Origin of the sequence: Hyphobacterium marinum (genome assembly GCF_036330325.1) — a bacterium.
GTDB lineage: Bacteria > Pseudomonadota > Alphaproteobacteria > Caulobacterales > Maricaulaceae > Hyphobacterium > Hyphobacterium marinum.
On record NZ_JAZDRO010000003.1, the window covers coordinates 346,217 to 367,982 of the forward strand.

16 protein-coding genes are annotated in these 21,766 nt (G+C 62.8%); 5 read left to right on the top strand and 11 right to left on the bottom strand.

Annotated features, from left to right (window positions below):
• Window positions 1-34: 34 nt before the first annotated feature.
• From alaS to V0U35_RS09400, 7 genes are all read right to left on the bottom strand, one after another.
• The gene (alaS, locus tag V0U35_RS09370; protein ID WP_330196441.1) at window positions 35-2,686 is read right to left on the bottom strand and encodes an alanine--tRNA ligase; all 2,652 of its coding nucleotides are present in this window, start codon (window positions 2,684-2,686) and stop codon (window positions 35-37) included.
• 133 nt (window positions 2,687-2,819) lie between these two features.
• On the bottom strand, window positions 2,820-3,920 hold the full coding sequence (gene recA / locus V0U35_RS09375) for a recombinase RecA (RefSeq protein WP_330196443.1): 1,101 nt from the start codon (window positions 3,918-3,920) through the stop codon (window positions 2,820-2,822).
• A gap of 115 nt (window positions 3,921-4,035) precedes the next feature.
• Entirely contained in the window at window positions 4,036-6,573 is a 2,538-nt protein-coding gene (locus V0U35_RS09380) for an ATP-binding protein (RefSeq protein ID WP_330196444.1), read from the bottom strand.
• A 44-nt stretch (window positions 6,574-6,617) separates the two neighbouring features.
• Window positions 6,618-7,706 carry a flagellar biosynthesis protein FlhB gene (gene flhB, locus V0U35_RS09385; RefSeq protein WP_330196446.1) on the bottom strand — a complete coding sequence of 363 codons (1,089 nt, stop codon included), beginning with the start codon at window positions 7,704-7,706 and terminating at the stop codon, window positions 6,618-6,620.
• 3 nt (window positions 7,707-7,709) lie between these two features.
• Window positions 7,710-8,462: a flagellar biosynthetic protein FliR gene (fliR, locus tag V0U35_RS09390; RefSeq protein WP_330196447.1), complete on the bottom strand. Its 753-nt coding sequence runs from the start codon at window positions 8,460-8,462 to the stop codon at window positions 7,710-7,712.
• Window positions 8,459-8,722 carry a flagellar biosynthesis protein FliQ gene (fliQ, locus tag V0U35_RS09395; RefSeq protein ID WP_330196448.1) on the bottom strand — a complete coding sequence of 88 codons (264 nt, stop codon included), beginning with the start codon at window positions 8,720-8,722 and terminating at the stop codon, window positions 8,459-8,461. Before fliQ ends, fliR begins: the two co-directional genes overlap by 4 nt.
• Window positions 8,723-8,836: 114 nt before the next feature.
• Window positions 8,837-9,424 carry a hypothetical protein gene (locus tag V0U35_RS09400; RefSeq protein ID WP_330196449.1) on the bottom strand — a complete coding sequence of 196 codons (588 nt, stop codon included), beginning with the start codon at window positions 9,422-9,424 and terminating at the stop codon, window positions 8,837-8,839.
• A gap of 147 nt (window positions 9,425-9,571) precedes the next feature.
• On the opposite strand from V0U35_RS09400, the gene V0U35_RS09405 reads away from it, so the two are divergent.
• The 5 genes from V0U35_RS09405 (at window position 9,572) to V0U35_RS09425 (ending at window position 17,877) form a co-directional block, all read left to right on the top strand.
• Entirely contained in the window at window positions 9,572-10,954 is a 1,383-nt protein-coding gene (locus tag V0U35_RS09405; RefSeq protein WP_330196450.1) for a tetratricopeptide repeat protein, read from the top strand.
• 104 nt (window positions 10,955-11,058) lie between these two features.
• Window positions 11,059-12,963 carry a DUF885 domain-containing protein gene (locus V0U35_RS09410; RefSeq protein WP_330196451.1) on the top strand — a complete coding sequence of 635 codons (1,905 nt, stop codon included), beginning with the start codon at window positions 11,059-11,061 and terminating at the stop codon, window positions 12,961-12,963.
• 132 nt (window positions 12,964-13,095) lie between these two features.
• Complete coding sequence (locus tag V0U35_RS09415; protein WP_330196452.1) at window positions 13,096-14,940, top strand: DUF885 domain-containing protein; 1,845 nt, start codon at window positions 13,096-13,098, stop codon at window positions 14,938-14,940.
• A gap of 91 nt (window positions 14,941-15,031) precedes the next feature.
• Window positions 15,032-16,906, top strand: a complete 1,875-nt coding sequence (locus V0U35_RS09420; protein ID WP_330196453.1) for a DUF885 domain-containing protein — start codon at window positions 15,032-15,034, stop codon at window positions 16,904-16,906.
• An 80-nt stretch (window positions 16,907-16,986) separates the two neighbouring features.
• A complete protein-coding gene (locus V0U35_RS09425) occupies window positions 16,987-17,877 on the top strand; it encodes a fatty acid desaturase family protein (protein WP_330196454.1) in 891 nt (296 codons plus the stop codon).
• Window positions 17,878-17,883: 6 nt separating this feature from the next.
• Here V0U35_RS09425 and V0U35_RS09430 read toward each other — a convergent pair whose 3' ends face one another.
• From V0U35_RS09430 to V0U35_RS09445, 4 genes are all read right to left on the bottom strand, one after another.
• Window positions 17,884-18,339: a helix-turn-helix domain-containing protein gene (locus V0U35_RS09430; RefSeq protein WP_330196455.1), complete on the bottom strand. Its 456-nt coding sequence runs from the start codon at window positions 18,337-18,339 to the stop codon at window positions 17,884-17,886.
• 1,218 nt (window positions 18,340-19,557) lie between these two features.
• Window positions 19,558-21,090: an acyl-CoA carboxylase subunit beta gene (locus V0U35_RS09435; protein WP_330196456.1), complete on the bottom strand. Its 1,533-nt coding sequence runs from the start codon at window positions 21,088-21,090 to the stop codon at window positions 19,558-19,560.
• Between the two features lie 88 nt (window positions 21,091-21,178).
• Window positions 21,179-21,364, bottom strand: a complete 186-nt coding sequence (locus tag V0U35_RS09440) for a hypothetical protein (RefSeq protein WP_330196457.1) — start codon at window positions 21,362-21,364, stop codon at window positions 21,179-21,181.
• Between the two features lie 9 nt (window positions 21,365-21,373).
• A complete protein-coding gene (locus V0U35_RS09445; protein ID WP_330196458.1) occupies window positions 21,374-21,517 on the bottom strand; it encodes a hypothetical protein in 144 nt (47 codons plus the stop codon).
• Between the last annotated feature and the right edge of the window lie 249 nt (window positions 21,518-21,766).

Here is a 21,766-nt window from a genome sequence, read left to right on the forward strand (position 1 = left end):
AATCCGGTGAGCCTAGCGCATTTCGCGGCGCGGTTTAGCCTGCAATAGCCTTGCGGATCGATTCCAGCGCCGCGTCAGCCTTGCCGCCATCCGGTCCACCAGCCTGGGCGAAATCGGGGCGTCCGCCACCGCCCTTGCCGCCAATGGCTTCGGCCCCGGCACGGACCAGATCAACGGCGTTGAACCGCCCGGTGAGATCCTCTGTCACACCCACGGCCAGCGCAGCCTTGCCGTCATTGACGCCGACGAAGACAGCGACGCCCGACCCCATCTTGGCCTTGGCTTCGTCGATCAGGCCGCGCAAGTCTCGGCCACCAACGCCTTCGGCGACCTTGCCGATAAACTTGACGCCGCTGACATCCTCCGGGCCACTGTCCGCAGGTCCGGCACCGCCGCCGAGCGCCAGTTTTTTCTTGGCGTCCGCCAGCTGGCGTTCCAGCTGCTTGCGGTCGTCCAGCAGGGCCTGAACACGGGCCGGAAGGTCGGCCACCGGCGATTTGACCGCGTCGGCCGCGGTCCGTGCGAGGCCCGCCTGGTTCTCCAGCCACAGGCGGGCGGCCTCGCCGGTCAGCGCCTCGATCCGGCGCACACCAGACGCCACCGCCGCTTCTGCGACGATCTTGAAGAGCGCGATATCGCCCGTGCGCGCCACGTGGGTGCCGCCACAGAGTTCGACCGAATAGGGTTTGCCGCTATCGGTGTCTTCGCCCATGGCAAGGACGCGGACCGTGTCGCCATATTTTTCGCCGAACAGAGCCAGCGCCCCGGCCTTGATGGCATCGTCGGGCGACATTTCGCGGGTCGTCACGGCGTCGTTCTGGCGGATAACCGCGTTCACATCGGCTTCAATCCGCGCCAGCTCGTCCGGCGACAGCGCCTTGGGATGGGAAAAGTCGAAACGCAGCCTGTCGGGGCCCACATAGGACCCCTTCTGGGTCACGTGCGGGCCCAGCACATCGCGAAGCGCGCGATGCAGAAGGTGGGTCGCAGAGTGGTTGGACCGGGTCCGGCGGCGGCGGCCATCGTCCACCAGCAGCTTTGCTGCATCGCCAAGCCGGATCGACCCGCTCTCGAGTTTGCCGACATGGCCATGAATATCGCCGGCGCGCTTCTGGACGTCGTCGACGACAAAACGCGCGCCATTGGCAAACTCGATCACACCGGCATCGCCGATCTGGCCACCGGATTCGCCGTAGAAGGGCGTACGGTCAAAAACCAGTTCAGCATTCTGGCCCGATTCCAGAGTTTCAACCGGAGCCGAACCGGTCACGATGCCCTTCAGCGCTCCCTCGCCTTCGGGACTGTCATACCCGAGGAAGTCGCTTGAACCGGTCGTTTCACGCAGTTTCGCCCACACCGCATCCGGTGCGACCTCGCCCGAGGAGAATCCGCTGGCCCGCGCGGTTTCCCGCTGCTGGTCCATTGCGGTCTCGAACCCGGCTTCGTCAACTGTCATGCCGCGGGCGCGCAACGCGTCCTGCGTCAGATCAAGTGGAAAGCCGTACGTGTCATAGAGCTTGAACGCGGTTTCACCCGGCAGGGCATCACCGGTCTTCATCCCGCGGGTTGCCTCGTCAAGCAGCGCCAACCCCCGGCCCAGCGTGCGGCGGAAGCGTTCCTCTTCCGCTTCCAGCGTCGATTCAATCGCGGCCTGCGCCCGACCAAGTTCGGGATAGGCCTCGCCCATTTGCTCGACGAGCGCCGGGACCAGGCGGTGCATCACCGGGTCTTGGGCACCCAGCAGGTGGGCATGGCGCATCGCCCGGCGCATGATCCGCCGCAAGACATAACCACGGCCTTCATTGGACGGGCTGACGCCATCGGCCAGCAGGAAGGATGTCGAGCGCAGATGGTCGGCGATGACCCGGTGGCTGGCGAGCGCTTCGCCCTGGGCCTTCGCACCGATCACGTCTTCAGACGTTGCGATCAGCGCTTTGAAGAGGTCGACTTCGTAGTTGTTGTGGACGCCCTGGAGAATGGCAGCAGTACGCTCCAGCCCCATGCCGGTATCGATCGAGGGTTTGGGCAGAGCGATCCGCTCGCCACCCTCCTGCTGCTCGAACTGCATGAAGACGAGATTCCAGATCTCGATGAAGCGGTCACCATCTTCATCCGGCGAACCGGGCGGGCCACCGGGAATATCCGGGCCATGATCGTAGAATATCTCCGAACACGGGCCGCACGGCCCGGTATCGCCCATCATCCAGAAATTGTCCGACGTGGCGATGCGGATGATCCGCTCATCCGGCAATCCGGCAATCGACTTCCAGAGCGCGGCGGCCTCGTCATCCTCGGCATAGACCGTCGCGAGAAGCTTGTCGGCCGGAAGACCGAAATCCTTGGTGATCAGTGACCAGGCATGTTCGATCGCCTCGGCCTTGAAATAGTCACCGAAGGAAAAATTCCCCAGCATTTCAAAGAAGGTGTGGTGGCGCGCGGTGTAACCGACATTGTCGAGGTCATTGTGCTTGCCGCCCGCGCGGACGCATTTCTGCGACGAGACGGCACGCGGATTGGCCCGCTTCTCCTGTCCGGTGAAGACATTCTTGAACTGCACCATGCCCGCATTGGTGAAGAGCAGTGTCGGATCGTCCTTCGGGACGAGCGGGCTTGAGGCCACGACCTCGTGACCATTGCGCGCGAAATAGTCCAGAAATGCGCTGCGGATGTCGCGCAAGCTCGTCATAGAGTGTCCTTCCCGGGGCGGGCGTGTCTGTCGCGCACATATAGAAACAGGCACCCGGCATCGCCAAGCGCCTGTTTGCTAAAACTTCAGATGACAGGCGGTGCGCACGCACACCGCCGTCAACGCTGGCCGATCAGCTGGCGATGGCATCCTCGCCCGGATCGCCCTCACCGGTATCGTCCTCGGCACTGGGGCCGACCAGCATTTCCTCGGCAATCAGTCCGGCATTCTTGCGGACCTGAGCCTCGATCGTCGCGGCGATGTCGGGATTGTCCAGCAGGAACTGGCGCACATTCTCCCGGCCCTGGCCGATGCGCTCGGAATTGTAGGAATACCAGGAGCCCGACTTCTCGATCACATTGCCCTTCACGCCGAGATCGATGAGCTCGCCGGTCTTGGAAATGCCCTCGCCATACAGGATGTCGAATTCGACTTCACGGAAGGGCGGGGCAACCTTGTTCTTGACCACCTTGACCCGGGTCTGGTTGCCAATCACCTCGTCACGGTTCTTGATCTGGCCGATCCGGCGAATGTCGAGCCGGACCGAGGAATAGAATTTCAGCGCATTGCCGCCGGTCGTGGTTTCGGGATTGCCGAACATCACGCCGATCTTCATCCGGATCTGGTTGATGAAGATGACCATGGTCTGCGACTTGGCGATGGAGCCGGTCAGCTTGCGCAGCGCCTGGCTCATCAACCGGGCCTGGAGGCCGGGCAGGCTGTCGCCCATCTCACCTTCCAGTTCGGCGCGCGGCGTCAGGGCCGCGACCGAGTCGATCACGAGAATGTCGACCGCGCCGGAGCGCACCAGCGTGTCGGCGATTTCCAGCGCCTGTTCACCGGTGTCGGGCTGGGAAACCAGAAGCTCACCCACGTCGACGCCCAGCTTGCCGGCATAGACCGGATCAAGCGCATGCTCGGCATCGACGAATGCAGCGACACCGCCCATTTTCTGCGCTTCGGCGACGCTGTGCAGGGCCAGCGTCGTCTTGCCCGATGATTCGGGACCATAGACCTCGATGATGCGCCCCTTGGGCAAACCGCCAATCCCCAGGGCAATGTCCAGCCCCAGCGAACCGGTCGGAACCGCCTCGATATCCATGTGCGGGCGTTCGCCCAGCTTCATCACCGAGCCCTTGCCAAAAGCCCTGTCGATCTGGCTCAGCGCCGCATCGAGCGCCTTGCGTTTATTGGGATCACCGTTCTTCACAAGTCTAATCGCGCCTTCAGCCATTTGCGTCCTGCTCCCTTGTCTCACGTCCCCGCGAGCGGGGCAATTGATAGACTATGTACCGCATTTGTTCCGGGAACACAACCGGAACATTTAGCTGGTCGGGAACCTGACGAAATCAGGCTGCTGTCTTGGCCGCAGCGCCGATTTCCGACTTCACCTTCTCGGCGAGCTGGGTCAGCGTGAACGGCTTGGGCAGGAAGCTGACATCGGTCTCCGCACTCAGCGTCTTGGAGAATTGTTCCTCGGCATAGCCGGAAATGAAGACGACGCGGGTGGACCCCAGCCGGTCGCGCGCCTTTTCCAGCAGCCCCGGCCCGTCCAGCCCCGGCATGACGACATCGGAGATCAGGAGATCGAATCCGCCCTCCTGCTCGATAATGATGTCGAGCGCCTCCTCACCGTCACACGCCTCGATCACCTCATAGCCGCGCTTGGTCAGCGTCTTGGCGGCGATAGCGCGCACCGCGTCCTCGTCCTCGACCAGCAGGATGCGTCCGCGGCCAGCGAGATCGGCGGGTTCCGGCTCGACCGCCTTGGCGGCCTTCTCTTCGGCGGCTTCGGTCTTCTCCACCTCGGTCGGCTCATAAGCCGGCAGGAAGATACGGAAAGTCGAGCCCTTGCCCGGTTCGGAGTCCACGAACAGGAAGCCACCGGACTGCTTGACGATGCCGTAAACCGTGGCGAGGCCCAGCCCCGTCCCCTGCCCGGCCGCCTTGGTGGTGAAGAAGGGCTCGAAAATCTTGTCGCGGGTTTCCGCGCTCATGCCGCAGCCCTCGTCCGACACCGCGATCTGGACCCAGTCCCCCGCAGCCGGGTTCGGGGCACCGGCAGCGCGGACATCGTCCGCAGTGGCCATCGAAGTGCGGATGGTCAGCGTGCCGCCTCCCGATTCGCGCATCGCGTCGCGGGCATTGGCGGCGAGGTTGAGGATGGCGGTTTCCAGCTGCCCCTTGTCGGCGCGGATCGGCGCGACCTGACGGCCGTGAACGATCTCGAGCTTGACGCTTTCCTCCAGGATCTGACGCAGCAGAACCGAGAAATCGGACAGCACGTCGGGCAGTTCCAGCGTTTCGGTGCGGAAAGTCTGCTTGCGCGAGAAGGCCAGAAGCTTGCGCACCAGCCCGGCTGCACGTGCGACCGTCTGGTTGATCGACTGCAACTCGCCATAGGACGGATCACCGACCGGGTGACGGCCCAGCAATTCGTCGGTGTTAAGCCGGATCGCGGTAAGCAGATTATTGAAATCGTGCGCGACACCGCCCGCGAGCTGGCCGACCGCCTGCATCTTGTTGCCTTGGGCAAACTGGCGCTCGAGTTCCTTCCAGGCGGTAATCTCGATCACATAGGCCGCCCGCTTACCGCCCCGTGCAGCCGCGAAGACCAGGTGGGCATCGCGGCGCGGTTCGCCTTTCAGGACAACTTCAGCCGGCTCGCCATGCCCGCTCATGGCCTTGGCGAACGTCTCTTCGGCGTTACGCCCTTCACCCCAGTCAAAGAGGTCAGCAAAGCGCACGCCGGGAACGGCAGAGCCGCCGCAGAGCTGCATCAGGGCCGGATTGGCATCCTCGATGATCGACAGCTCCGGATTGGCGTTGTCCAGTCTGGCCACCCCGAACGGGGCCGAGACGAACATTTCGTCGAAAGTCCGCCCGGCCTTCGCGGGCGCGGTCCCGGTCATGGCCTGGGCGACACCGGGAGGCGCGCCGGTCGCTGACAGGCCATAGACGACCGCGCGGCCGACGGGAGCTTTGCCGGTCTCCCACTCGATCGCCACGGCGACGGGGCTTTCAACGCCTTCGCGCGCCAGTAGGCGTGCATCGACGCGTGACACATCGGGATTGCCGCGCGATTTCAGAACGGTCTTTGCGCCCTCGCCCGCCAGCATCTTGCCCAGCGCAGGAAGTGGTTGCCCGGCCTCAATTCCCAGCCATGACCGAAGGGTCGTATTGGCTTCGAGAAGCTGCCCGTCGGCAGACACCGAGAACAGTCCCACAGGCGAGCGGTCCGTCCAGTCGACCGGCGCATCGGCACCGCCAGTGCGAACGTCGTGAACCGGCGAAAACCGCCAGACGATGTTGTAGGGCCCCGAGGGCCGGGCCTCGACATCGAACAGGCGATCATCGTGACCGTCCCGGCACAGGGCCGGCATGCGCTCACGGCGCACCTCGCCCGCTGCGGCAGCCTTGCACAGGCGATAGATGGCTCCATCACCGCCGCCCGGCCAGACCCGGTCGAGCGCCGGCAGGCCCAGGCTCTGGCCCAGCCGTCCGGCACCTTCGCTCAACTCGCGATAGGCCGCATTACCCCAGCGTGCCGCGCCGCGCCGGTCCGTCACGACGACCGGGTCATCGAGATATTCCAGCGCCTCATAGGCGAGCCGCGTGGCCCCCGGCGGCTCGGTCCGGCTGGCCTTCTCTTTCAGGGAGCGTCCTGCCGCCTCGCCGGCGGCAAGCGCGTAAAGCAGGAGGAAGGCCGCCGCGGCTGCGCCTGACAAGAGGATGAAACCGTGACCGCCAGCTTCCGAAGCCGCGAAAAAGGCAACGCCCAGCGCCCCGACCGTGCCCAGGCCCGCCATCCAGAACAGGCCACGCGCGAGCCCCCGGGTCGGAATGGGCGAGCGCATCGCTTTGAGCGGTTTCACAAGTCCAGCCATTCCCTGCTCCCTTCAGGCGAATCGAATCGCCGTCCGTATCAAGATTACATCGCTTGGGGCCGTCTGGCCCGCCCGCGGGAAAGTGACAACACGTAGCCGATGACCTTGGCGACGGCCGTGTAGTGTTCTTTCGGAATTGCCTCGTCGATATCGACACTGGCGTGAAGCGCCCGCGCCAGCGGCGGGTCTTCGACAATGGGTACCGCGTTCTCTTCGGCCAGCGCACGAATGCGCAGCGCGACGGCATCGACGCCCTTGGCAACGCAGACCGGCGCGGCGGTTTCGCCCTGTTCGTATTTCAGGGCCACGGCAAAGTGCGTCGGGTTTGTAATAACGACTGTGGCCTCGGGTACGGCGGCCATCATCCGCCGGCGCGCCCGGTCCTGGCGGATCTGGCGCAACTTGGCCCGCACCATCGGGTCGCCTTCGGTCTGTTTCAGCTCATCACGGAGTTCGCGCCGCGACATGCGGTTGCGCTTCATGAAATTCTGCCGCTGGAACAGGAAATCCAGTGCGGCGATCACCGCATAGGCGGCGAGCGCCGCCAGCATCAGCTGAACTGCCGAATCGCGGACAATGGTCAGGATGGCTGCGAGGTCGACCGCGGGCAGCTCGGCCAGCATGTCCCGCTTGGGCCAGACGACTAAAAAGGCCGCCGCCGCGACCAGCGTCATCTTGCCCATGCCCTTGAGGAAGTTCGCGATCCCTTGCGGGCCGAACATGCGCTTGGCACCGTCCACCGGGTTCAGCTTGGACAGCTTTGGGTTCATCTTTTCGGTGGTGAACAGGAACCCCGTCTGGATCAAATGACCGGCCAGGCCCGCCCCGGCGAGCAGCAGAAAGGCGAACGCGACCACCAGTCCGACGCGCCAGACGGCGGACTGGACCAGTGCCATCAACCCGGCCGGGTCGACACTCATCGTGTGCGGATTGGCCAGGAATAGTGTCAGCGTGCCCGACAGCTCCCGTGCCATGCCGGGGCCCATCACCCCCATGACGACGAGCCCGGACGCGAGCACGAACCAGCCCGGAATTTCCTGCGATTTCGGGACATCGCCCTTCTTGCGTGCGTCCTGAAGGCGTCGCGGTGTCGGCTCTTCTGTCTTCTGACTTGGGTCCTGATCGTCGGCCATGGCCTATCCGAACTCCACCGCGAAACGCTCCATGCGCTCCAGCCAGACCATCGCCATCGTGCCGAGTGAAATCGCCACGATGAAAAACCCGGCGAGAATGTTGGACGGCATGGCGATGAAGAAGATCTGCGCCTGCGGCATCAGGCGCGACAGCACACCCAGCGCCAGATAGAAGATGAGACCGAACACGATTAGCGGGGCGGCAATCTGAACGCCGATCCGGAAAGCATCGACAAAGGCGGTGACAGCCCATTGCGCGGCATCCCCGATCAACGGGATTTCGCCAGCGGGGAAGACCATGTAGGACCCGCGGGCGGCCTGCAGCAGCAAATGGTGCAGATTGGTCGCGAAGATCAGCGCGATGAAAAGCAGGTTCAGAAATGCGCCCATCAGCGCGCCCTGCTGCCCCTGCGTCGGGTCAAAGGACTGCGCCATGGCAAGGCCCGACTGCATGCCGACCACCTGTCCGGCGATGGCCGCTGCAGAGAGGAACATGCGCGACACGGCCCCGATCATCAGCCCGATCAAGAGTTCAGAGACCAGCAGTCCGCCCATGGCCATCGGTTGTTCGGGCATGGGGGGCAGGCTCGGCGCGATGGCCGGGCCCAGCGCCAGCGCGAACAGGAGCGCGAACGCCAACCGGATTCGCGGCGGGATCGATGGCTCGCCGATACTGGGCATCAGCATCAGGATCGCGCCCAGCCGCGCAAAGATCAGCGCGGCGGCATAGATCAGCGCCGGGAGTTCCAGCGTCATGGCATCGCGATCCGGTCAGCGATGCCGTTCATGAAGGCCGACATCAGCGCGCCCATGAAAGGCAGGAAAATCAGAAGCGCGACGAAAATGGCGATGATTTTCGGCACGAAGACCAGGGTCATTTCCTGCACTTGGGTCAGCGCCTGGAACAGGGCAATGGTCACGCCGACCGCCAGACCGACCAGCATGATCGGCGCGGACATGGCCAGCATCAGCCAGATCGCATCGCGCCCCAGATCAATGACTTCACTGCCGTTCATGTTTCGCGAATCCGTGCGCCAGAAATCAGGCCTGAAACCAAGCGTACGCTCGCGCCGTTCGCGTTAAGAAAGAGTCAATTAAGGTAAACGCGGGGGCGGACAGCCCAGCGCGGCCTAGTCGGTCACTTGCAGCGTCCAGGTCCGGAAATTCTGGGGCTCCCAGCTCCCGTTCTCACCCCGCCGATAGGTCTGGGTCGTGTGGGTACGCCGATCCACCGGAATGATCTCGTGACGGAGGATGTGCATCGACCCGTCCGGATTGTGCGCGATCTGGTCGGAGACGTGGCTGTCGCCAAAGGCCAAAGGCTCGGTGAGAACAGATTCATGCCCGGTCAGAAGCGCGCCATTCCAGCCCACCTGGGAGGACACGACCTCGCCCGTCACCGGGTTGTGAAAAAAGTAGATCGTCCAGAACACGGCCCGCCGGCCGTCCGGCGTGACACCCGTGATCTCGGCAATGACATGGGACCGGTCGTCCGACAGTCGGTAGTCAGCCCCGTAAAACGACATGCCGTTGGGGTCTTCCGGGTCAAAGTCCTCATTGGGCGTCCGCCACTGGCCGCTGCCTGTCAGCATGTGTGCGAAATGGATTTCGATTGGGCCGAACGTGCGATCCGGTGTTGCGTCCTGCGCCCGGGCCGCGGCCATGAGAGAAATCAGCAAAAGCGCTGAAATGAGGGTTCGGGAAGCAAGGGCCAGCATGGGGCACTCCGGGACAATTGATACCGGCCCGGAGCCTGCGCCTGCGACCGGCACAGGCAAGCCGGCATCGCCTTAATTAGTCTTACGGCGGCCTCTGTTTGCGCTTAACCCCTCGACCTTTGCGCGTTGTCTCGCGACAATCCCTCCATGCCGCACCACTCGACCCCGCCCAGCGCTGTGAGTTACCGGTTCGGGCCCTATCGGCTCCGATCCCGCCCGCTGGGCCTTTATCGGAATGGTGCCAAGGTCGCCCTGCCGGTTCAGCCATTGCGTCTGTTGAACCTGCTGCTGTCGCGTGGCGGGGACCTGGTCACGCAAGACCAGATACGTGAAACCGTCTGGCCGGACAGAACCGTCGATTTCACTGGCAGCACGCATGTCGCCATCCGCCAGATCCGCGCCGCGCTCGGCGACGACGCGGCCAACCCCGTCTTCATCGAAACCGTGCCGCGACAGGGCTACCGGTTTGTCTCGCCGGTGAAAACGGAATCTGCCGGACGGTCAAAAGCCGTCTTGACGGCGCTGGTGATCGCCGTCACGGCGGCGGGCCTGGCAGTATTCACCTACTGGCAAACCAATGGCGCGGACCGTTTGGAGGCCCCGCCGCCCGTTTCGGAGGATGTCCGCCTTGGCGAATACCTGCTTGGCCGAAGCGGACCGGATGCCGCGCGTCGCAGTCTTGCGTATTTCGAGGCCGCCCTTGCCGACAGCCCGGATGACGCCCGGGCGCTTGCCGGTGCGGCAAAGGCTGCCCTGGCACAATCCGATTATGAGTTGGCGCAGTCTTTCGTACAGCGCGCCCAGGCTGCGGCACCGGATGAAGCCGCCACCCATGACGTCGTTGGCGCGTTGTACATGCTGCGGGACTGGGACTGGCCTGCCGCCCGGCAGTCGTTCGAACGCGCTCTGGATCTCGATCCGGAACGGGCCTCCGTTCACCATGGTCTGGCGGCACTGGACGCGCTGGCCGGAGATTTCGACCGAGCCCTCACCCATATGGAAGAGGCTCGACGCATCGATCCGGCCTCGACGCTGATCGAGGCTGATTACGGCTGGTTCCTCTATTATGCCGGCCGCTACGACGCGGCAGCGGACGTGTGCGAACGGACTTCCCGGCTCGAACCGGGCTCCCCGGCCTTCCCCCTCTGCATTCTTCGCGCACGTGTCATGCAGGGCCGCTACCAGGAGGCCCTGCCTGCTGTTCGAACGCTCCTTGACCAGACCGGAACGTCCGAGGCGGATATGTCCGCCATTCTTGACCTTCCGCCGCAGCAGGCCGTCGACGCGTTCAATCAGTGGCGGCTGTCCCGCTATCTCACCGCCGACCGCAACGGGACCGTTGACGATCTTGCACTGGCCTACACCTACGCTTTGGTTGGCGACCGGGAGGGGACTCTGGCCCGCCTTGAGCAGGCAATTGCCGCCGGATCAGGCGCGGCCCCATTTGCGCTCATTGATCCCGCCTTCGCGCCTCTGCACACTGATGACCGCTTCCAGCGCCTGGTCGACGCCGTTTTGCCGGCACGGTAACGCGCCGGGCAGATTACCAATTCGTCAGCTTTAAACCTGCGCGCTTCTTGTTAAGAAGGCGTCAATGAATTCGCAAATTCGAGGACGGGGAGGTCTTCATCGACATGCGTGTATTTCTTCTCAGTGTAAGCGCCGCAGCCCTGCTGGCCGCGTGCGGCCCGGCCAACAACGATGCGGTGGATGCCGCAACAGACCAGCCGGCCACGGGCCAAACCGCCGCCGCTGCGGATACGACCAGTAACGCCGCCGAGGCCGAAGCCACGGAAACCGACCGCCTCATGGCCTTATTCGAGGAACGGTTCCAGCGGGAGCTGGCCTTCTCGCCGATCACGCAGACCACGCTGGGACTGACCGATGATCTTGAAGCCTATGGACAGTGGGATGATCCCAGCCGCGCGGCCTTCGAGGCGTCTGTCGAGCGGACCCGCAACGACCTCGCCCGGCTGCGTTCCGACTTCGATTATGATGCGCTGACCGAAAGCGCTCAGGTGTCCTATCGCTTCTTCGAGTTCGTGCTTGAAAACCAGATTGAACAGGCCGAATTCTGGGATCACAACTATATCTACACCCAGTTCTTCGGGCCGCATTCGGGCCTGCCCAGCATCCTGATCGGCTATCATCGCGTCGCCGATGCGGACCAGGCGGAAGCCTATGTCAGCCGCCTGAACGGCCTGGGTGACGCAATCCGCATTTCGGTGGAGCAGGCCGATGAGCGCGCCCGCAACGGCGTTCTGCCGCCCGAATTTGCCTATCCGGTCGTGATCAACACAGCGCGCGGTATGATCACCGGTGCGCCCTTCGATGACAGCGGCACGGACAGCCCGCTCTGGAGTGACTTCCAGGCGAAAGTCGCGTCTCTGGACCTGCCCGAAGACGACGCGAATGCCCTGCTCGACGCCGCACGGACGGCCCTGCTCGACTCGGTTGGCCCGGCCTACGAGACGCTGATCGAAACGATGGAAACCCATGCCGAATGGGCCCGCCAGATCGAGATCGACGGCGTGTCGCGCCTGCCGCGGGGCGAAGCCTATTACGCGTCCCAGCTGGCCAATTACACGACGCGAAACGACGTCACGGCTCAGGAAATCCACGATATCGGTCTGGCCGAAGTCGACCGGATTCACGGCGAAATGCGTGAAATCATGGCCGAGGTCGGTTTTGAAGGGACGGTCCAGGACTTCTTCGTACACCTGCGCGAGAGCGACGAATTCTACTATTCGAACGATGTTGCCGGACGGGAGCGCTACCTGGCCGAAGCCACGGCAATGATCGACCGCATGCGCGATGTGCTGCCGGACTATTTCGGTCACTTGCCGCAAGCGGCGATGGAAGTCCGCGCCGTAGAAGACTACCGGATCGAAACCGCCACCGGTGCCTTCTACGAGCCCGGACCGCTCGATGGGTCTGAGCCGGGGGCCTACTATGTCAACCTGTCAGACATGCGCGAATTGCCGGTCTACCAGATGGAAACGCTCGCCTATCACGAAGGCCTGCCGGGCCATCACATGCAGATCGCCATCAGCCAGGAACTGGATGATGTGCCGATGTTCCAGCGCACGACCTGGTATTCGGCCTATGGCGAAGGCTGGGCGCTCTACACAGAGAATCTGGGCAAGGACATGGGCTTCTTCACCGATCCCTACCAGGATTTCGGACGACTGGGATACGAGGTCTTTCGCGCCGCCCGCCTGGTCGTCGATACCGGAATCCATGCGCTCGACTGGAGCGAACAGGACGCCATCGACTACATGATGGAAAACACGCCCATGACCGAAGGCGACATTACCAACGAAGTCCGGCGCTATATCGTCTGGCCGGGGCAGGCTGTATCCTACAAGATGGGGATGCTGACCATTCTCGACCTGCGCCAACGGGCGATGGACGCGCTCGGTGACGACTTCGACTACGGCGAATTTCACGACGTCGTGCTCGGTAACGGGTCTGTTCCGTTATCCCTGCTGAGCGATATGGTCGACGACTACATTGAGGAGGCGTCGGCCGCCGAATAACTGCCCGGGTCGACGCCTGTTCAATCCGGCTCACTTGCCGGACTGGACAGTTATTGCCGATACCGTCACCTTCGTTGCAAACGCGTTTGCGGCTTTCTGGCAAGCCGTTGAACCCTATCTAAAGGACTGATCATGACGCTCCTGAAACTGCTCGCGCTTGGTGCTTCGGCAACCGCTCTCCTCACCGCTGGATCGTCAGCCCTCTACCAGGAGACGCCCGCGCCCGCCGCCGAGGTGGCCGCAGCCGAACAGACCGAGAGCGAGCGGCTGAATGACTGGTTCCAGGACGTCTTCGAGGCCGGCATCGCCCGATCGCCCATGACCCAGACATTCCTGGGGATGAAGACCAGCTATGACCAGTGGAACACGGTCACCGAGGAATTCGCCGCCGAAACGCTTCGCATCAACCAGGAAAACCTCGCCTACATGCGCGAGAATTTCGATTTCGATGCGCTCGACGAAAGCGCGCAACTGTCCTGGCGTCTGTTCGAGTACGATGCCGAACGTGCCGAAGACGCCTGGCAGTGGCGGAACCACAATTACACCTTCACACCGCGTTCCGGCCCGCACATGGGCATCCCGTCCTTCCTGATCAATTCGCACCGGGTCGATACGGTCGAGGACGCCGAGGCCTATATCGGCCGGCTGAACAATGTCGGGACCTATCTCGACCAGAATATCGCCAATGCGCGCACCAGCTTCGACATGGGGGTGTCGACCCCGCTCTGGACCTACGAGCCGATGATTGTCACGGCGCGCAATGTCATTTCCGGCACCCCCTTCGATGACAGCGGTGAGGATAGCCCGCTGATGGCTGATTTCCGCTCCAAGGTAACGGCTCTGGAGCTGGGCGAAGACGAGACCGCGCGCCTGATCGCCAACGCGGCAGCCGCCCTGACCGGCACGGTCGGCCCGGCCTATGAGCGGCTGATCGCCATGTTCGAGGAACAGGCCGAAACTGCCGGCACCGATGACGGCATCTGGCACGTGCCGGACGGCGAGCATTATTACAACTTCCTGCTGGCCGGCTACACGACCACCGACATGTCCGCCGAGGAAATCCACGCGCTTGGCGTCGCCGAAGTCGAACGCATCCATGGCGAAATGCGCGACATCATGACCGAGGTGGGGTTCGACGGCACGCTGCAGGAATTCTTCGAATTCATGCGCACAGACGCGCAATTCTACTATTCCAATGACGACGAGGGCCGCGAACGTTACCTCGCCGAAGCTACCGCGCTGATCGATACTATGCGCGACACGCTGCCGGAAATGTTCAACACCTTCCCCGAAGCCGAACTGGAAGTCCGCCGGGTCGAGGAATTCCGTGAGGCATCAGCCGGCAAGGCCTTCTATGGCCGCCCAGCTCCGAACGGTTCGCGCCCCGGCATCTACTACGCCAATCTGCGCGACATGGCCGACATGCCGACCTATCAGATGGAGGCGCTGGCCTATCACGAAGGCATTCCGGGCCATCACATGCAGCTCGCCATCATGCAGGAGCTGGAGGGCGTGCCCGCCTTCCGCCGTTTTGGCGGCTACACGGCCTATACCGAAGGCTGGGGTCTGTATTCGGAATACCTGCCGCTGGAATACGGCTTCTATGACGACCCCTATTCCGACTTCGGCCGGCTGGCGATGGAGTTGTGGCGGGCCTGCCGTCTCGTGGTCGACACCGGCATTCACCACTATCGCTGGGACCGGCAGGAAGCGATCGACTATCTCGCGACCAACACGCCCAACCCGATGGGTGACGTGCAGAATGCGATCGACCGCTACATCGTCTATCCGGGTCAGGCGACGGCCTACAAAATAGGCATGAACGAGATCCTGCGCCTGCGCGGCGTGGCCGAGGAGGCTCTGGGCGATGCCTATGACATCCGTGACTTCCACGATGTCGTCCTGACGCAAGGCGCGATGCCGCTCTCCATATTCGAGGAGCGGGTCCAGACCTGGATCGAGAACGGCGGCGGCTAGTTCGTGTCGCAATCTTAATTTAAACGCTAAAGCCGTTTCATAATTCAATCGCCATCATGCGCCTTTTCCTCCAAGGGGTGCATGACGAACAATGAAACGGTTTTTAATTTCAACGGCCAGCGCCATCGTTGCGCTTGGTGGGGTTTCCGCTGGGGCGTTCGCGGAAACCCTCGCCGCGGCCAGTTCGGTCCAGTCTGAAGCCGAGCAGACGGAGAGCGACCGGCTGAACGCCCGGTTCGCCGAGATATTCGACGCGGATCTCCAGCTGTTTCCGCTCGCGAAAACCGGCCAGGGCATCATCGACGAGGATTACGGCCGGTGGAACAATCCGTCCGATGCGTTTGGCGTTGAAATGTACGAGCTGGGCCAGGCCCGGCTGACCCATATGCGAGAGACTTTCGACTTCGACGCCCTCGATGCATCAGCGCAGATTTCCTACCGCCTGTTCGAGTACGAAGCCGAACGGGCGCGCGCCAGCTTCCCGTTCCGCCGCCACGGTATCATTTTCAATCAGCTGTTCGGTCCGCACACGGGGACAGTCGCAATCCTGAGCGGCCAGCACCGGATCAGCGAGGTCAGCCACGCCGACGCCTATATCCAGCGTATCGAAGGCGTTGACGAATTCCTGGACGTGCTGATCGAGGAGTCCGAAACCCGCGCCGGGATGGGCATTGTTGCCCCGGAGTGGGTGTATGACCGTGTCCTGCAAACAGTTCGGGCACTGGCCAGTGGCGCGCCGTTCGATGACGGCCCGGATCACCCGGTTTGGGCGGATTTCCAGCGCAAGGTCGCAGCCCTCGAGATCAGCCAGGACGAGCGTGACGTCCTGCTCGCGCGCGCGGAAACGGCGCTGCTGGAGAATTGGGGTCCGGTCTACCGCAGACTGGCAGAAAGCCTTGAGGCCCAGCGGTCGATGGCAACGCAATCCGATAGCGTGTCGATCTATCCGGACGGGGATGACTTCTATGCCGACCGGCTGGCCGTCTACACCACGACCGGCATGACGGCACAGGAAATCCACGCGCTCGGCCTGTCGGAAGTGGCCCGCATCCACGAGGAGATGCGCGGCATCATGGCCGAAGTGGACTTTGACGGGACGCTGCAGGACTTCTTCGAGTTCATGCGTACCGACCCGCAATTCTACTATCCGAACGATGATACGGGCCGCGAGGAATACCTCGCCACCGCCACCGCGATCATCGACGACATGCGCGAACGCCTGCCGGATTATTTCGGACGCCTGCCGCAGGCCGATATCGAAGTGTGGCGGGTCGAGCCCTTCCGCGAGCAATTCGCCGGCAAGGCCTTCTACGAGAACCCGGCCCTCGATGGGTCACGCCCCGGCGTCTACTACGCCAACCTCTACGACATGGCAGACATGCCCATCTACCAGATGGCGACGCTGGCCTATCACGAAGGCATTCCGGGACACCACATGCAGCGCTCCATCCAGCAGGAGCTGGACGGCATCCCCATGTTCCGCGCCTTCACGGCCTATACGGCCTACAACGAAGGCTGGGGGCTTTATGCCGAGTTTCTCCCTCTCGAAATGGGCGTCTACGAGGACCCCTACATGAATTTCGGGCGGCTTGCGCTGGAATTGCTCCGGGCCAGCCGGCTCGTGGTTGACACCGGCCTGCACGATCAGAACTGGTCGCGCGAAGAGGCAATTGCCTACATGGCAGAAAACACGCCCAACCCCATTGGCAATATCACCAATGAAGTCGAGCGTTATGTCGTTCTGCCCGGTCAGGCGACCGCCTATCTGATTGGCAAGAACCGGATACTGGGAATGCGCCGCACGGCCGAGGCCGCACTCGGCGATGACTTCGATATCCGCGCTTTCCACGACCTGATCCTGTCGAACGGACCGCTTCCGCTCGTCATCCTGGAAGAGCAGGTCAATGACTGGATCGCCCGGCAGCATTCCCCCTCTGGCGGAGCCTATTCCGGCAACGCCAACTAGCCGGGCGCACCCGACAGCCCCTGCCCCGACGGGCGGGGGCTGTTTTGCCCCCTGCACCGAAGCGGCGTAATCTCCACCCCATGACCACGGCTCCGGTCAAACTCTCCGATGCCCTTTCCCGCGAGGAGTTGCGGGCGCTGTCGCGCGCCTCGGACTGGCGGGGCCTCGCCATGCTGGGTGGAGACTTTCTCCTTCTGGCCGCAGCCTTCGCCGCCGCGATCTGGCAGCCCTGGCTCAGCCCGCTTGCGGTTCTCGTGATTGCCGGACGCCAGCTCGCCTTCGCCATTGCCATGCACGACTGCGCGCACCGGGCGCTATTCCGAACCGGCTGGATGAACGAAATCGCCGGCAAGTGGATTGGCGGCGCGGCCATCGACGCGCCCTTCCTCGCCTACCGGGCCTATCATCTCGACCACCACAAATATGCCGGTACGCCGGACGATCCCGACCACCGCCTTGTCGAGAATTACCCCGTCCCAAAGGACAGCCTGCGCCGCAAATTCATCCGCGACCTGACCGGGCAGACGGGCGTGAAGGAAATCATATTCTCCTGGAAGGACGCGACGCTGGCCGGCAAAGCGCCCTTCCTCGTCTTCCAGACCGTGCTGGTGGCCGCCCTTACGCTCGCCGGAGCCCTGTGGGCCTATGCGCTATGGTGGATCGCACGCCTCTTCGTGCTGCCCGCCCTGATGCGGATGCGCAATATCGGTGAACATGGCGTGGCGATGGACCGCTATGATCCCGAACCGCGCCGCAACACCCACACCACGCGCGCCAACCTGATCGAGCGCCTGCTGGTCGCGCCTAACCGGGTGAATTTCCACCTCGAACACCACCTCTTCGCGGCGGTACCGCCCTATAACCTGCCCCGCCTGCACCGCACGCTGAATGCGCGCGGCTATCACGCGGGGTTTGATTGCGTCACGGACGGCTATCCCGCCATGCTGAAGAAGGCCGTACGGGCGGATTAGGCCGCCCTACTTCCCCGACTCGAACTGGCCCTGAAAGCGGACCGCGAGGGTGAAGATCAACAGGGCCAGGCCGTGACCGGCGAGGCCGACCGTCCACCACATGGCCGGCGGCAGCATGATCAGATATCCCATGGCCACACAGATCGCGGCGAAGATCAGCATGCCCAGCGCCCAGCTGCCGAGGTGAATCCAGAACACCAGGCGAAACACCGCGAGGCCTTTGAGCTGCTCGGCGCGGACCATGCGCGCGGCCTCCGACTTGGCATCGAGCGCCAGAGCCATGACATCGACATTGAACGCCGCCGCCAGGGCGGTCAGGGAATCGCGGGAGGCATTCTCGCCATTCTCGATGCGCTGAATGGTACGCAGTCCGACATCGGCCAGTTCGGCCAGATGTTCCTGCGACCAGCCGCGTTCATTGCGCCAGCGTTTGATTTTCGCGGCATCGGGGGTGATATCCATCGTCACGATCTCCAGTCGTTGGGTGAACCATAAACACCCCGGGAGAAAGCGCGAACCCCGCACCCACCGCTACGTCAGGCGGCCGCCAACACCCCGCCAGTGTCATGCCAGCGGGCCGTCAGGAGCCAGTTCGTTTCTCCTCTCCCTTGATGGGAGCTGTCATCCCGGCTGACCCGTAGGGGCAAGCCGGGACCTTGAACATCGAGCGCCCGGGTTTCAGGTCCCGGATCGGCTTCGCCGTCCGGGATGACAGAGTTTAGTTGCGGTAACAGACCCCTTCCGGCCCTTCGGGCAACCTTCCCCATCAAGGGGAAGGAGAATAAGCGCTCTCCCTCTCCCTCCAGGGAGAGGGTCGGGGTGAGGGGTCTGTTATTCGGGCCATGCCAAGATCCCGCCGGCGGGGCCTTGGCATCCATGGACCATGAGGGACTTCGCCCTGCGGTGAAGTGTGAATTTGTTTTCCCGGCGGAAGCCGGGACCCAGTCAACAGGACGTCTGGGCCCCGACTTTCGTCGGGGAAACGGGCATGGCTTATCGGCGAAAATCCAACTCACGCGGTCCCGGCGAAAGCCGGGATCCAGATGCGCGAATTACCGTAAGACTGGATTCCTGCTTCCGCAGGAACCCCGGAGAAATCTGTTCGAGCAGGCGTGCGCAAAGCCTTTACTGACGTTCCCCGGTTTTGCGCAGCAAAGACCGGGGTCTAGTCAATTCAAGCTGGAAACGTCAGCTATCCCAATTGGACCGTGATCACACCGGACAGAAAAACGATTACTGTATATTTTCCGCAATATACCCTCCGGCGCAGGCATCTCCCACAACATCAATATGACAAACAACGCCGGCTCGACGAGCAGACCGATTTAGCACTCCTAACTCTAAGCATTTGAAATTATTACAACTTGCTAGCCTCTTACAATTACAAATCGAACAAACCACGAACAAATGTTGCAATTAACTATTACGGTGCGTTTGACAGGTGGAAAAAATCGGGGTCCAATAATTTTTCCATCTGATTCGCACAAATCAGCTCAATGGCGAGGTGCGTCTGATGGTTCCCCAAACTGACAATCGATCAACGGCGATCCTCGCTTTTGCAATCCTCCTGGCTTCGACCCCACCTTACTGGGTCGTACTGTTGGCTTTTGCGTTACTGATCGCCGCCCCGAAGCTCTCTTCGGCAATTGAGAAGCTCATTCGCCCGCCGGGGGAAAATCCCTAAAGCGGAATATTATCGTGCTTCTTCCAGGGGTTCTCGGCCTTCTTGTTCTTCAAGGTCCGCAGCGCCCGGATGAGGCGTTTGCGCGTATTGCGCGGCTGGATGACGTCGTCGATATAGCCCCGCCCCGCCGCGACAAAGGGATTGGCGAAGCGGTCTTCGTAATTCTTGGCGTGCTCGGCCATCTTCTCTGCATCGCTCGCATCGGCCCGGAAGATGATTTCCGCCGCGCCTTTCGCGCCCATCACCGCGATTTCCGCGGTCGGCCAGGCATAGTTCACGTCGCCACGCAGGTGTTTTGAACTCATCACGTCATAGGCCCCGCCATAGGCCTTGCGGGTGATGACGGTCAGCTTCGGCACGGTGGCCTCGGCGTAGGCAAAGAGCAGCTTCGCGCCGTGCTTGATGAGGCCGCCATACTCCTGCTTGGTCCCGGGCAGGAAGCCCGGCACGTCGACGAAGGTGACGATCGGGATGTTGAAAGCGTCGCAGAAGCGCACGAAGCGCGCCGCCTTGCGGCTGGCGTCGATGTCGAGCACGCCGGCAAGGCTCATCGGCTGGTTGGCAACGAAACCGACCGGCTGGCCGTCGAGGCGGCCAAACCCGACGACGATATTCTTGCCGAAATCGGGCGAGATTTCGAAGAAATCGCCCTCGTCGGCGACCTTCTCGATAAGCTCGACAATGTCATAGGGCTTGTTCGGATTGCCCGGTACCAGCGTGTCGAGACTGGCTTCTGAGCGTTCCGCCCGGTCATAGACGGGCCGCGTCGGCGGGGTTTCCCGGTTCGAGAGCGGCAGGAAGTCGATGAGGCGGCGGATCTGGACGAGCGCTTCGAGATCGTTCTCGAACGCGCCATCGACGACACCGGATTTCTTCGCGTGGACCGATGCTCCGCCAAGGTCCTCGTGGGAGACTTCCTCGTTGGTGACGGTTTTGACGACGTCCGGGCCGGTCACATACATGTAGGACGTGTCCTTCACCATGAAGATGAAGTCGGTGATGGCGGGCGAATAGACGTCCCCGCCCGCGCACGGGCCCATGATGACGGAAATCTGCGGCACCACTCCGGATGCCAGCGTATTCTGCAGGAAGATGTCGGCATAACCGGCGAGCGACGCGACGCCTTCCTGGATGCGCGCACCGCCCGCGTCGAACATGCCGATCACCGGCGCGCCGTTCTGGATCGCGGCCTTCTGCACCTTGACGATCTTCTGGGCATGGGTTTCCGACAGGGAGCCGCCGAACACGGTGAAATCCTTGGAGAAGACATAGACCAGGCGGCCATTGATCGTGCCGTGGCCGGTAACCACGCCGTCACCGGGGATCTTCTTGTCGTCCATGCCGAAATCGGTGCAGCGATGCTCGACGAACATGTCCCATTCCTCGAACGAATTCTCGTCGAGGAGGAGTTCGATCCGCTCGCGCGCGGTCAGCTTGCCCTTCTCGTGCTGCTTGGCGATCCGCGCCTCTCCGCCGCCCTTGCGGGCCGCGTCGCGTTTCTGCTCCAGCGCTTCGAGAACGTCTTTCATGGGCGGGCAATCCTGTCGTGATTTCGTATTGCGCCAGTTAGCACCGGCGGGGCAGAAGGGGCAATTCCCGGACGCGGATGGGGGGATGCTATCGCGGCCGTTGCGTTTCGATGCGGACGCCCTCGATGAAATCCTGGAAGGGCTGGAGATGGCCCATCAGCATCCCGCCCGGCAGGCCGCAGGATATCGTCACCATGTGGTCGGCACCACCAATGATGACGCTGACCAGATCAACCGGTGTGCCCTCATGGTCGGTGGTCAGGAGGTTGCGCATGGCCCGGCGTCAATCCATCTCGAACACGGTCGTCAGATAGGCATGGGTTACAATCGTGCCCGATTGCGCCATCTGCGCCGCGAAACTCTGTGGCGTACTCGATGTGAAATACTGGCCATAGTCCGCCCAGGAGGCGCCAACCATCTCAGCCATGGAAATACTGCAGCTTGCGAACCGATTCTCCGGGCAACGCCCGTCTGAATCCAGGTCGGCAGGCCGAGTTCAGCGGTGGAGTCCGCACTGTATTCCCAGCCAAACACAGACGTGGCGTCATAGACCCATGGCACGGCCTGTTGGGCATGGACAGCCGCCGCAGTGAGCGCAGCGGTCAGGGCGGCGGCAGCAAGGCGGATCACGGGGCTGAAACTCGGTGTAGCGGTCACCGGGACGCTAGCACGGGGA